This is a genomic window from Aquamicrobium aerolatum DSM 21857, from assembly GCF_900113935.1.
Lineage (GTDB): Bacteria > Pseudomonadota > Alphaproteobacteria > Rhizobiales > Rhizobiaceae > Aerobium > Aerobium aerolatum.
This window is the reverse complement of sequence record NZ_FORF01000009.1, coordinates 40,705-52,654: the sequence shown is the minus strand read 5'-3', so window position 1 is coordinate 52,654 and position 11,950 is coordinate 40,705. Positions and strand designations below refer to the sequence as shown.

Annotated in this window: 12 protein-coding genes; 7 read left to right on the top strand and 5 right to left on the bottom strand. The window is 60.1% G+C overall.

The window, feature by feature from the left end:
- Positions 1-388: 388 nt before the first annotated feature.
- The 3 genes from BMZ42_RS08985 (at position 389) to BMZ42_RS08975 (ending at position 3,056) form a co-directional block, all read left to right on the top strand.
- A complete protein-coding gene (locus tag BMZ42_RS08985; protein ID WP_091521239.1) occupies positions 389-940 on the top strand; it encodes a TRAP transporter small permease subunit in 552 nt (183 codons plus the stop codon).
- 6 nt (positions 941-946) lie between these two features.
- Complete coding sequence (locus BMZ42_RS08980; protein WP_091521237.1) at positions 947-2,338, top strand: TRAP transporter large permease; 1,392 nt, start codon at positions 947-949, stop codon at positions 2,336-2,338.
- Positions 2,339-2,447: 109 nt separating this feature from the next.
- Positions 2,448-3,056, top strand: a complete 609-nt coding sequence (locus BMZ42_RS08975; protein WP_244523210.1) for an exopolysaccharide biosynthesis protein — start codon at positions 2,448-2,450, stop codon at positions 3,054-3,056.
- A 53-nt stretch (positions 3,057-3,109) separates the two neighbouring features.
- On the opposite strand, the gene BMZ42_RS08970 is transcribed toward BMZ42_RS08975, so the two are convergent.
- Positions 3,110-4,207 carry a TRAP transporter substrate-binding protein gene (locus tag BMZ42_RS08970; protein ID WP_091521232.1) on the bottom strand — a complete coding sequence of 366 codons (1,098 nt, stop codon included), beginning with the start codon at positions 4,205-4,207 and terminating at the stop codon, positions 3,110-3,112.
- Positions 4,208-4,499: 292 nt separating this feature from the next.
- Between BMZ42_RS08970 and BMZ42_RS08965 the strand changes: the two genes are divergently transcribed.
- Positions 4,500-5,276, top strand: a complete 777-nt coding sequence (locus BMZ42_RS08965; RefSeq protein WP_091521462.1) for a gamma-glutamyl-gamma-aminobutyrate hydrolase family protein — start codon at positions 4,500-4,502, stop codon at positions 5,274-5,276.
- Positions 5,277-5,345: 69 nt separating this feature from the next.
- Here the strand turns inward: BMZ42_RS08965 and BMZ42_RS08960 are convergent, their stop codons facing one another.
- The 4 genes from BMZ42_RS08960 to BMZ42_RS08945 form a co-directional block, all read right to left on the bottom strand.
- Positions 5,346-6,335 carry a 2-hydroxyacid dehydrogenase gene (locus BMZ42_RS08960; RefSeq protein ID WP_091521230.1) on the bottom strand — a complete coding sequence of 330 codons (990 nt, stop codon included), beginning with the start codon at positions 6,333-6,335 and terminating at the stop codon, positions 5,346-5,348.
- A 20-nt stretch (positions 6,336-6,355) separates the two neighbouring features.
- On the bottom strand, positions 6,356-7,375 hold the full coding sequence (locus BMZ42_RS08955; RefSeq protein WP_091521227.1) for a LacI family DNA-binding transcriptional regulator: 1,020 nt from the start codon (positions 7,373-7,375) through the stop codon (positions 6,356-6,358).
- 72 nt (positions 7,376-7,447) lie between these two features.
- On the bottom strand, positions 7,448-8,338 hold the full coding sequence (locus tag BMZ42_RS08950; protein ID WP_091521459.1) for a DMT family transporter: 891 nt from the start codon (positions 8,336-8,338) through the stop codon (positions 7,448-7,450).
- Between the two features lie 124 nt (positions 8,339-8,462).
- Positions 8,463-8,960, bottom strand: coding sequence for a MarR family winged helix-turn-helix transcriptional regulator (locus BMZ42_RS08945; protein ID WP_091521225.1), 498 nt, complete (start codon positions 8,958-8,960; stop codon positions 8,463-8,465).
- A gap of 97 nt (positions 8,961-9,057) precedes the next feature.
- On the opposite strand from BMZ42_RS08945, the gene BMZ42_RS08940 reads away from it, so the two are divergent.
- The 3 genes from BMZ42_RS08940 (at position 9,058) to BMZ42_RS08930 (ending at position 11,950) form a co-directional block, all read left to right on the top strand.
- The gene (locus tag BMZ42_RS08940) at positions 9,058-9,819 is read left to right on the top strand and encodes a creatininase family protein (RefSeq protein ID WP_091521223.1); all 762 of its coding nucleotides are present in this window, start codon (positions 9,058-9,060) and stop codon (positions 9,817-9,819) included.
- Between the two features lie 83 nt (positions 9,820-9,902).
- Positions 9,903-10,976 (top strand): CobW family GTP-binding protein, encoded by a 1,074-nt coding sequence (locus BMZ42_RS08935; RefSeq protein WP_091521221.1) that lies wholly within the window; start codon positions 9,903-9,905, stop codon positions 10,974-10,976.
- Positions 10,976-11,950: a WD40 repeat domain-containing protein gene (locus tag BMZ42_RS08930; RefSeq protein WP_091521218.1), complete on the top strand. Its 975-nt coding sequence runs from the start codon at positions 10,976-10,978 to the stop codon at positions 11,948-11,950. The genes BMZ42_RS08935 and BMZ42_RS08930 overlap by 1 nt, the downstream gene beginning before the upstream one ends.

Sequence of the window (11,950 nt, the reverse complement as noted above, 5' to 3'; positions counted from 1 at the left end):
GCGCGTCCGACGACGCATGTCCTGTCGAGACGTGATCCTCATGACCGCGCACCGACGGCCCCTCCAAATCAACGTCCTCGCGTCTTCTAGCCTAAGGGCTCCGCCGAAATCGCGCAATCAGGCGCTGCCGTCGTCGGTCAATTTGGACACACCCATCAAAAAACAGAGAGCAATCGGGCAAATTTTGTCGACATTTCTTTTCAATCTTCATGCAAGCTGCTATCGCCGAAATGACTACCTCGAAAACCATTAGAAGTTCAAAAGCATCGAGGCGGAGGGGAGTGGCTGATACGTAGCCACGACGGAGGATCAACATGAACACGCGAGCGATATCGCAACGCAATCCTGTTGATTGCTTGTCCAGACGCAAGATCCAGGACATGCAATCATGAACATCATGGCTTCCACTATTCGCGCAATCAGCGCTGTGAACCGGTTGCTGGGCAACGTCTTTGCCTGGCTGTCGCTGCTCATGGTCCTGATATGCTTCACCGTTGTTGTGCAGCGTTATGCGCTCGGCTTCACAGTCCTGTGGATGCAAGACCTCTATGTCTGGCTGAACGGTGCGATGTTTACTGCCGTCGCGGGCTTTGCGCTTTTGCGCGACGACCATGTGCGGGTCGACATCTTCTATCGTCCCGCCAAGATCCGGACCAAGGCGATCATCGACCTGATCGGGGTCATCATCTTCCTGATTCCGTTCTGCTGGGTCGTCTACACCTACACCTGGAACTACGTCGCGCGCTCCTGGCGGATCGGCGAAGCGTCGTCAAATGTCGGCGGAATGCCAGGGCTCTACATTCTGAAGTCGTTCCTTCTGGTGTTTGTAGCCGTCATTTTCCTTCAGGGCATTGCGATGGCGCTCCGGTCCATCCTTGTACTGCGCGGCCGGGAAGACCTTCTTCCTGAAAAGCTGCGTTACCCGGTTCATCAGGAGTAGTCGCATATGGACTCTGTCATTATCGGCGAAATTCTCGCTGGCCTGATGTTCTTCGGTGTCATCGGCTTTCTCATGCTGGGCTTCCCCGTCGCCTTCTCCCTGGCGGGCGTTTCGCTCCTGTTCGGTGCCGTTGGCATGTTTTTCGGCGCATTCGACCCGTCGAATTTCGGCTCGCTGGCAAACCGCTATATCGGCTTTATGACCAACGAAGTCTTGGTCGCGGTGCCGCTCTTCATCTTCATGGGCGTTCTGCTCGAAAGATCGCGCATCGCCGAGCAGCTGCTGCTGACGATGGGCAAGCTCTTCGGCAACATCAATGGCGGCCTCGGAATATCCGTCATCCTGGTCGGCGCCATGCTCGCGGCCTCGACAGGGGTTGTCGGGGCGACGGTCGTCACCATGGGGCTCATTTCGCTGCCAGCGATGTTGCGCTCCGGTTACGATCCGCGTCTTGCCTGCGGCATCATCTGCGCCTCCGGCACGCTTGGGCAGATCGTGCCACCGTCCACCGTTCTGATCTTCATGGGCGACATCCTCACCGGCATCAATGCCCAGGTGCAGATGGCGAAGGGCAATTTTGCGCCAACGCCAGTCTCGGTCGGCGACCTGTTTGCCGGGGCACTGATCCCGTCGATCACGCTGGTCTGCATGTATCTTCTGTGGGTCATCTTCAAAGCCTATTTCGATCCGCAATCATGCCCGGCCACCCCGGTTCCGGAAGACGAAAAAGAAGGCCTCGCCAGAGAGATCGTGACTGCTCTGATTCCGCCTCTGGTGCTGATCGTCGCGGTGCTCGGCTCGATTCTTGGCGGTATCGCAACCCCGACCGAAGCTTCTTCCGTCGGTGCTGTCGGCGCGATGATTCTGGCGGCGATCCGCGGCAAATTCAACTTTCATGTCCTGCGGGAAGCGACTGTCTCGACGGCAGCCATCACATCGATGGTGTTCATCATCCTGTTCGGCGCGTCGGTATTTTCGATCGTTTTCCGCCTGATGGGCGGCGACAATCTGGTTCATGAGTTCCTGACCAGCCTTCCCGGCGGCGTTGCCGGCGCAATCCTGGTCGTGATGGTCATCATGTTCTTTCTCGGGTTCATTCTGGACACGTTCGAGATCATCTTCATCGTCTTGCCGATCACCGCACCCGTCCTGCTCAATCTGGGCGTCGACCCGGTCTGGCTGGGCGTGATGATCGGTGTGAACCTGCAAACCTCGTTCATGACGCCACCCTTCGGCTTCTCGCTGTTCTACCTGCGCGGGGTCGCACCGAACAATGTTTCAACGGGAATGATTTATCGCGGCATCATCCCGTTCGTGACGATCCAGCTGATCGCTGTGGGGCTGATCTTCACCTTCCCCGGATTGGCCACATGGTTGCCAAAATGGATCTATAGTTGAGCCACCGGCTAAACTCATGACCAGAGCCGGCGGCTGCATGCCGCCGGCTTTTTTACATCGCGCACGGTGAATTATGACGTCCATTTCCTATTCGGATAGCGGAGAAACGATGCGGCAGGCCCTGTCGCGGGTGATCCTTTCAATGACCGGAACGACCACCAGCCTGCGCGACTTTCTGGCAGCGATCGGCGATCATGGTCCGCTGCTGCTGAGCGCACTTCTGTGCGTACCCTTTCTCATCCCGGTCTCGATTCCCGGCGTCAGCACTGTCTTCGCATTGGCGATCCTGATGCTGGCGATTGGCGTGACGCTGAACCGAACCCCGTGGCTGCCGAAACAGATCCTCGACCGTCGAATCGACGCGCAGAAACTACGGCGCGTCCTCGAGCGCGGCGACACCATCCTTGCCAGACTTGAGACCTTCTCGCGCCAGCGCATCAGCCTGCTCACCAATGGCGTGCTTGCAGGACGTATCAACGGGCTTGCCATCATTGCCGGCGCGTTGCTCTTGATGCTGCCTCTCGGTCTGGTGCCGTTCTCCAACACGCTGCCGGCGATTGCGATCCTGCTCATTGCACTCGGCGCGTCCCAACGCGACGGCGCGCTCGTCATCGGCGGCTATCTGATGCTTCTTGCCACCTGCATCTATTTCGTGACCCTTGCCTATCTGGCATTCGTCGCCGGCAACGGTATCGCCTCGATGTTTTCTGGCGGTTGAAACGAAAAGCCCGGGATCGCTCCCGGGCTCTCGCATCAATGTCGACTTGCCAATCAGAGGTGAAAATACTTCTCGCGGGCCTGAACGAAAAGCGAGTCAGTGCCATCGGTCTTCTGCCGCACAATATTGAAGGCAGAGACGAAACTTTCAGCCGTCTTCTTGGTCAGTGGATCACTCGAATCGAGCAAGCCCTGGAAGATCTCTTTCGCTGCCACCGCTCCGGCCTCGAGGATTTCGTCGGGGAACTGCAGAACCTTGACACCATGATCATTGACAAGCGTCTGCAGGGCGCGAGGATCGTTGGCGGCAAAATCGGCAGCGACGGAATCGTACTCCGCCTGACAGACGTCTTTGATAATTGCCTGCAGATCAGCGGGCAGTGCCTGATATTTTGCCTTGTCGACGACCAGTTCTGTCGCCAGGCCCGGCTCGATGAAGCTTGGGAAATAGTAGTTCTTGGCAATCTGGTAGAAGCCCAGCGCAAGATCGTTGTAGGGGCCAACAAACTCGGCAGCGTCGAGCGTGCCGGACTGAAGTGCCTGGAAGATCTCACCGGCTGCAAGGTTGGTGACCGATGCGCCAAGTTTCTGCCAGACCTGCCCGCCCAGTCCCGGCGTACGGAAGCGCAGACCCTGAATGTCGGCAACCCCGGTCAGCTCATTGCGGAACCAGCCGCCAGCCTGCGTGCCGGTGTCTCCCGACAGGAAGCCCTGCACCCCGAACTGGTCATAGATTTCGTCCCAGATTTCTTGACCGCCAAGATAGCGCACCCAACCGGTCAGCTCTCGCGACGTCATGCCATAAGGAACGCCGGTGAAGAACGACAGGCCGGTGCTCTTGTTCTGCCAGTAATAGGCGGCGCCGTGGCTCATTTCCGCATTGCCGTCAATGACGGCGTCCAGCGCCTGCAGTCCAGGAACCAGTTCACCCGCCGAATAGACCTGAATCGTCAAGCGTCCGCCAGACGCCGCGGTGATGCGATCAGCTAGACGTTGCGCGCCAACACCCATGCCCGGAAAATTCTTCGGCCAGGTCGTCACCATCCGCCATGTCTGGTTGCCCTGCGCGATGGCTGGCGCTGCCAGCGTGGTGGCAGCGATCGCACCTGCGCCTGCAGCGCCTGCCTGCCTGAAAAACGAACGACGATCCATATAGTAACCTCCCAGTGTGGAAATGCATGACTTACTTCACAGCATACAGTTCGGGAGCGCCGGACACTTGTCCGCCATCCTCCCTCCCGAAGTATGCTTGCATCAATACACGCGATGAAAGCCGAGTCTAGTGACCGGATGCACTCCCAGCACTGATACGGCCATATTCCTGGCGACCGCCTGGACGATCGTGTCGCTTCCTCTGGCCGGCTTGGAAAGTGCCTCGAACATCATTAGATGTGAGAGCATCTATTGCTCAAAGGAGCCGCATCGTGACGATGCGGAGTTTGACATGCGCCAGCCGCTCGTTGCCGTTTCCACCGACGTTCGTCAGTTCGACAACTATGTCTGGCACGCTGCCCCTCAGCAATATCTCGAAGCGACGCTTTCCGTGGCAAACGCACTGCCGATCATGGTGCCATCTTTCGGCGCGCGCGTTGATCTCGGATCGCTGTTTGCGGCTGTTGACGGTGTTTTGATCACCGGTTCTCGATCAAATGTAAATCCAACCCTTTATGGCGCAGAAGCCACCGAGGCCAACGGGCCCTACGATCCCGACCGCGACTCCACCACGCTGCCTTTGATCCGTGCGGCCATCGATCAGGGCATCCCCCTGCTTGCGATCTGCCGTGGCATTCAGGAACTCAACGTGGCGCTGGGCGGAACCCTTGCCACAGAAATCCAGGAGCAGGAAGGAACGTGGGATCATCGCGCTCCGCCGAGCGAAGATCAGGACGTGCGCTTCAGCATCCGTCAGCCTGTGATCATCCGGGAGGGCACCTGCCTTGGCGACATTTTTTGTCCGCGGGAGATCATGGTCAATTCCGTGCACCGACAGGCGATTGGCCAGCTCGGCAACAGACTGCAGGTCGAAGCAACCGCCCCCGACGGCACGGTTGAAGCCGTGTCGGTCACCGGCTCGAAGGCGTTCGCCGTCGGCGTGCAATGGCATCCGGAATATTGGGCGAAAAGCGACGACGCTTCGGCGCGGATCTTCAAGGCATTTGGCGATGCAGTGCGCCAGCACGCCGCCCAACGCGCCGGGATGATTTCCGAAGCTGCCGAATGAAAAAACGCTAAAGCGCGTCGCGATCTTTCAGATGCGCTCCCTGCGCATTAGCGCCTTGTTTTACGCGAGTCAGGCCTTCCTGACCGCAAAGTCGCGCGTTTCGGCAACCGGTGTCAGCGCGCGCCCGCGCTCGACCCACTCGATCAGGTTGTCAACGACCAGATCAGCCATCGCCTGTCGCGTCGCCTGCGATGCAGATGCGACATGCGGCAACAAGGTGGCATTTTCCGCATTCAGCAATGTCTCCGGCACGTGCGGCTCATGTGCAAACACATCGAGCCCGGCAGCCATGATCGTGCCATCGGCAAGCGCTTGCGCCAAAGCATCCTCGTCGACACTCGAACCGCGCCCGACATTGATGAATACACCATTGGACCCGAGCGCCTTGAGGACCTCTGTGTTGATCGCCTTGTCGGTCGAAGCATCGCCTGGGGCAACGCAGATCAACGTATCGACGGCCACCGCCAACTCCGTCAGGCTTGCGTGATAGCGATAGGCAATATCGGCGACGGGACGACGATTGTGGTAGCTGATCGGCAGGCCGAACGCTTCCAGTCTGTGTGCAATCGCCAGACCGATCCGGCCAAGGCCGAAAATCCCCACCGAACGTCCGCGCAACGTGCCGCGCGTCAGCGGGTACGGTCCCTTGGTGATCCAGTTCCCTTCGCGCAACCAGCGCTCTGCTTTCGGCAACTCGCGAACCGTATTGAGCAGCAGCCCGACTGCCGTGTCCGCCACCTCACCACTCAGCACGTCCGGCGTGTTGGTCACGACCAGACCCAGCTTTGCCATGTCGCCAGCGTCGATATGGTCATATCCGACACCGAAACTGGACATGATCTCCAGCTTTGGAAATGCGCCAGCAAAGGCAGTGTCAAGCGACGAGGCTTTGAGGTCGGTTGTACCTACGATGCCCCGTATCCGCTGGCGATCTTCCTCGCTGACGAGCGCGACGTCAGGGCCGTCGATCTGAACCACCGGGAAAATTTCGCGCAGCCGCGCGGCCGCATGCGCGTGAAGCCGTCCGACAATAAGGATCGGATAGTCATGTACCGTCATCAGATGATGATCCTTCTGGCTCAGCGTTCGCGCGGAACACCGGTGGACGAGCGGACATGCAATTCTGGCCTGATCAGTTCCTGTCCGCCATGAACCTCAACGCCGTTCAGTCGATCCAGAAGAGTGCGTGCCGCGCGGCGTCCCACTTCACGCTGGCCATTCCAGACCGTTGTCAAAGCGGGAGTCGCGATGACGGCCTCTTCGAGATCGTCATAGCCGGTCACCGAAATATCAACACCGGGCGTCAGGCCGGCGCGCAAAATTCCGTTCATCAGTCCGATCGCCACCAGATCGTTCCAGCACACGGCTGCCGTCGGCTTTTCTTCAATGGCGAGAAAGCGCTGCGTCGCTTCGAAGCCCGCCTGCTTCGTGCGCGGGCCGGGAATGCGCCAGCCTTCGCGAACCTCCAGCCCGGCGGCTTCCATGGCGTTGACATAGCCGTGATAGCGGTCGCGTCCGGTCGATGTCTGGTCGGTGCCGCCGATCATGGCGATCCGTGTATGCCCAAGCGAGATCAGGTGATTCGTCGCCAGCCCGATCCCGTAGGCGTCATCGCCCCGGAATACCGGCACATCCGCTCCCTCGACCGAACGTGCAATCAGGACGGCGGGCAGGCCGTTGCCCTCGACCATGGCAATGTCTTCGGATGGCGTCCCGATTGCCGGCGACATGATCACGCCATCCGCGCCCAGCTGCAGCAGCGTGTCGATGAAAGTGCGCTGCTTTTCAAGCTGATCATAGTGGTTCGACAGCAGGAATGTCTGTCGGCTGCGATCCAGTTCCGTTTCGATCGAGCGCAGGATTTCGGCGAAGAACGGGTTCATGATGTCGTGCACGACGACACCGACGATCCCGGAGCGCGACGTGCGCAAACTCGCGGCCCGGCGATTGTAGATATAGCCGATGGCACGTGCATGGTCCTTGATCCGCTCGCGCGTTGCATCGGCAACCAGCGGACTGTCCCGCAAGGCCAGAGAAACGGTCGCAGTCGAAACGCCCAGCGCTTCCGCAATCGTCGAGAGCTTGATCTTTTGTGCCAGGGAACCCCCCTCCTCCGGATGCGCAATATTTAAAGTGTTTAAATCGAGCTTATGCCATGGACATAGCCCGATTCAAAGCTTTTTGGCCAGATGATCCGTCTCGCCATGGGGTGTCGTCCTGTTTGCCAGCCGCAATCGATGCTCGCGATGCAGGATATACAATCCGCTCGCGACAATGATGCTGGCCCCAACGACGGTCCACAGATCAGGCAGGTCGTTGAAGATGAGCCAACCCAGCGCGATCATCCACAGCATTTGAGAATAGGGATACGGCGCGAGCGCCGATGTGGTCGCAATTTTGTAGGCGCGGATCAAAAGGTAGTGCCCGAACCCGCCGAAGAAGCCGAGACCGAGCAGCAGGGCCCACTGGATCGGCTGTTGCGGAATCGAGCCATAGATCGGCACCGCCGGCAGCATGAACAAGGCCGGAGCCAGCGCGGAATAGAAGATCAGGCTCTCCGAAGACTCCGTCGCCCCCATCTTGCGCGTCATGATCACGTAGATGCTCTGACTGGTCATCGCCATGATGGAAAACAAATGACCGATCCCGAAAGCGCCAAGGCCGGGACGCGTGATGACCAGAACACCGACGAAGCCGACCAGAACAGCCATCCAGCGCCGCCAGCCGGCCCATTCACCAAGAAATGGCCCTGCCAGCGCCGTCACGAGCATGGGTCCAAAGAAGCCGATGGAAACGGTCTGCGCGAGTTGCAGGCTTTGGAGCGCAAAGAAGTTGAAGATCGTCGATCCAAACAGGAAAAGTCCGCGCAGAAACTGCGCCATCTTCGCATCCGAGCGGAAAAGCAGCGGGTTCGACCAGCCACGAAAAAGAATCAGCACCAGCACAAGGTGAACCGCAAATCGCACCCAGGCGACAAAAGGCGGTTCCAGTCCGCTCAGCACGAGATATTTGGCGCTCGCATCCAGCATCGAAAACAGGAAAAATGCCGCGATCACGAGCATGATGGCCGACGTTGGTGTCGCGACGTCGGTTGATGCGGTTCTGTTGGTCACAATGGCTGGCCGTTTATGAGGTGGGCGGATGCACCTTTCATCGGCCAACCATGATCATGACGCAAGAGGCGACCTATTCGGCCTCGATGAGCTCTTCCGAAATCGTCTCGCTTTCCGGGGCTTCGTCCACCTCGGAAATCTCAACGCCGGTGAGATTGGCTTCGACACGTCCAAGCAGCTTGGCCAGCGTCTTCTGCTCTTTCTTGTCGAGCCCTTTGAGCGCCTGCTTTTCGGTCTTCTTCACCGCTTTCTCGATCGCGCGCATCATCGCCCGACCTTCTTCGGTGAGGTACACATTCGCCTGGCGCGCGTCGGTGGCGCAGGCTCGTTTTTCAACATATCCCTGTGCCTGCAGGCGGTTGATGGTTTTTGTCACGGTCGGCGGGCGCACGCCAAGCTTGTTCGCCAGTTGGCCAAGCGTCTGCCCGTCGTCACGCTCCAGCGCCAGCATGATCTGGTCCTGCCCGGCATAAAAGCCATGCGCCAGAAGCCGCGCTGCAAGTGCTGTACGGGAAAGCCGGGCCGCCGAATGAAGCCGGCTCATCGTTGTCGCCTTGTCTGCCTTCGCCATGGGAATTCTCCGCCTCGACATGGATTGCTTGCGGGCCATCAGACGCGCTAGCGTTGGCGACCGCGCCCCAAACATCGCAAATCGACATAACAGAAACATGACAGCCAGCGAAACATCACACCAGCCCTTCCGCGATATTGTCGTCCTGCCGCTTGGCGCAACCGAGCAGCATGGCCCTCATCTGCCGTTCGAAACCGACACCATCATCGCCGAAGGCGTGGTCGAGCGCACACGCGCGATCCTGCCAAACGATCTCGCGGTCAGTTTCCTGCCGGTCGAGCCGGTCGGCTATTCCATCGAGCACATGGACGTGGCGGGCACGAAATCTCTGCGTTACGACGAGGCTGTCGAGCGCTGGATCGGATTTGGCGTGGAGGCACACCAGCGGGGCGCCCGGCGCTTCGTCATGCTCAACGCCCATGGCGGCAACTCGCCATTGATGACGATCGTTGCCACCGAACTGCGCGTGCGCTTTGGAATGCTGGCCGTGGCGACCAGCTGGACCCGTTTCGGCTACCCGGCAGAACTCGTCACCCCGCGCGAAAAATCCCTTGGCATTCACGGCGGCCTGATCGAAACCTCCGTCATGCTGGCGCTGCGCCCCGACCTCGTTGACATGGGCAAGGCTCGCCACTTCACGTCAGCGCAGGAAGGCTTCGAGCGCGACTTCACCCATCTGCGCGCTTACGGCCCCCACGCCTTCGGCTGGAAGATGAGCGACCTGTCCCAAGATGGCGTGACCGGCAATGCCGCCGGCGCTTCGGCGCAAATTGGCGAAGCCCTGCTCGACCACGCCGCCCAAGGGTTTGTCGAGCTTCTGCAGGATGTCGCCCGGTTCGACCTTTCAACATTGCGCTGAACCAACGGGAAGTCCGTGCAATCTCGGACGCGCCGTCCTATATGGACTGCGAAACAATCCAGCATTGCCCAAGAGGTCCTTCCATGGCGCAGGCACAGCCCCAAATCCCGGTCACCGTGCTCACCGGCTATCTCGGTTCCGGCAAGACCACCCTCCTCAACCGCATTCTCACCGAAGACCACGGCAAGCGCTACGCGGTGATCGTCAATGAGTTTGGCGAAATCGGCATCGACAACGACCTGATCGTCGAATCCGACGAAGAAATCTACGAGATGAACAATGGCTGCATCTGCTGCACCGTGCGTGGCGATCTGATCCGCACCGTGGAGGGCCTGATGCGCCGTCCGGGCCGGTTCGATGCCATTCTGGTCGAGACGACGGGCCTTGCCGATCCCGCCCCTGTCGCCCAGACCTTCTTCATGGACGAAGATGTTCGCTCGAAGACCAAGCTCGACGCCGTTGTCGCGCTGGTCGACGCCAAGCACCTGCCGCTGCGCCTCAAGGATTCCAAGGAAGCCGAAGACCAGATCGCATTTGCTGACGTGATCGTTCTTAACAAGACCGATCTCGTCAACGAGCAGGAACTGCGCGACGTCGAAGCCGCCGTTCGTGCGATCAACCCGTCAGCCCGCATTCACAAGACGCAGCGTTCGGGCGTGGACCTGAAGGAAGTGCTCGACCGCGGCGCGTTTGACCTCCAGCGCGCGCTCGACAACGACCCGCATTTCCTCGATGCCGACGATCACCATCATGATCACGATCACGAGTGCGGCCCCGATTGCGGCCATGATCACCACCATCACCACGACCACGACCACGATCATGGCCACCATCATCACCATGGCGTCTCGCCGATCCACGATGTCGGCGTCACCTCGATCTCGCTGCGCGGCGGCGACATGGACCCGAAGAAGTTCTTCCCGTGGCTCGAAAAGACGACGCAGATCGACGGTCCGAACATCCTGCGCCTCAAGGGCATCATCGCGATCAAGGACGACCCGGAGCGCTACGTCGTGCAGGGCGTGCACATGATCCTCGAAGGCGACCACCAGCGCGCCTGGAAGGAAGGCGAAAAGCGTGAGAGCCGCCTCGTCTTCATCGGTCGCGAACTGGACGTTGAACGTCTCAAGCGCACCTTCGAGGCGTGCCAAGCCTGATGCCGACAGTCGCTCCGCTTGACCTCGACGGCCACTGCATTGCGGCGGCCTGGCTCGGTTCCGTTCCGGCGTTTGCGATGGCTGACGGCCTCGTTCACCGGCTCGACAATGGCCACAGGACGACAGAGGCCCATGACGGGCTTCTGGCGGCTGTGCCCAGTCTCGACGGCAAGACCCTGATCACCGGCGGCGAAGACGGACGCGTCTGCGTCCTGTCTGCCGACGGCGCGATCAGGGAGATCGCGCATCTCGGTCGCAAATGGGTCACGGCTCTGGCCGCTGGCCCCCGCGACGCCGTTGCCTACGCCAGCGGCCGCGTCGCGCATGTCCGCCTGCCCGATGGCAGCGTGAAGGAATTTGCTCATCCACGCACGGTTGAGGGCCTCGCCTTCGCGCCCAAGGGCATGCGCATCGCGGTGGCCCGCTACAATGGCGCGACCCTGCATTTCCCCGCCGCAGCCGGCAAGCCGGTCGAGCTTGAATGGGCCGGGGCGCACACCGCCGCCACCTTCTCTCCCGATGGCAATTTCCTTGTCACCGCCATGCAGGAGAACGCGCTGCATGGCTGGAAGCTTGCAGACGGCAAGCACATGCGCATGGCCGGTTATCCCGCCAAGGTGAAGTCGATGTCGTGGGCGCCAAAGGGGCGCTGGCTTGCAAGCTCGGGCGCACCTGCCGCCATCTGCTGGCCATTCCTCACCAAGGACGGCCCCATCGGCAAGGCGCCGGTCGAACTTGGCACGCGCGGCGATGCCATGGTGACTTGCGTTGCATTCCACACCACCGATGAAATCCTGGCGATCGGCTATGCCGATGGCATGGTGCTCGGTGCGCGCGTCGCCGACCAGAAGGAGATCCTTTTACGTCGTGCGGGCAACGGTGCCATCACCTCGCTTGTCTGGGACGGTGAAGGCCAGCGCATTGCCTTCGGCTCGGAGGCAGGCGATTGCGGCGTCATCGACGTCGCAGGCTGA

Excerpts from the sequence above, each read along its gene's own strand:
- BMZ42_RS08985 (WP_091521239.1), top strand. The coding sequence starts at position 389 with ATGAACATCATGGCTTCCACTATTCGCGCAATCAGCGCTGTGAACCGG.
- BMZ42_RS08980 (WP_091521237.1), top strand. The coding sequence starts at position 947 with ATGGACTCTGTCATTATCGGCGAAATTCTCGCTGGCCTGATGTTCTTC.
- BMZ42_RS08975 (WP_244523210.1), top strand. The coding sequence starts at position 2,448 with ATGCGGCAGGCCCTGTCGCGGGTGATCCTTTCAATGACCGGAACGACC.
- BMZ42_RS08970 (WP_091521232.1), bottom strand. The coding sequence starts at position 4,207 with ATGGATCGTCGTTCGTTTTTCAGGCAGGCAGGCGCTGCAGGCGCAGGT.
- BMZ42_RS08965 (WP_091521462.1), top strand. The coding sequence starts at position 4,500 with ATGCGCCAGCCGCTCGTTGCCGTTTCCACCGACGTTCGTCAGTTCGAC.
- BMZ42_RS08960 (WP_091521230.1), bottom strand. The coding sequence starts at position 6,335 with ATGACGGTACATGACTATCCGATCCTTATTGTCGGACGGCTTCACGCG.
- BMZ42_RS08950 (WP_091521459.1), bottom strand. The coding sequence starts at position 8,338 with ATGCTCGTGATCGCGGCATTTTTCCTGTTTTCGATGCTGGATGCGAGC.
- BMZ42_RS08945 (WP_091521225.1), bottom strand. The coding sequence starts at position 8,960 with ATGGCGAAGGCAGACAAGGCGACAACGATGAGCCGGCTTCATTCGGCG.
- BMZ42_RS08940 (WP_091521223.1), top strand. The coding sequence starts at position 9,058 with ATGACAGCCAGCGAAACATCACACCAGCCCTTCCGCGATATTGTCGTC.
- BMZ42_RS08935 (WP_091521221.1), top strand. The coding sequence starts at position 9,903 with ATGGCGCAGGCACAGCCCCAAATCCCGGTCACCGTGCTCACCGGCTAT.
- BMZ42_RS08930 (WP_091521218.1), top strand. The coding sequence starts at position 10,976 with ATGCCGACAGTCGCTCCGCTTGACCTCGACGGCCACTGCATTGCGGCG.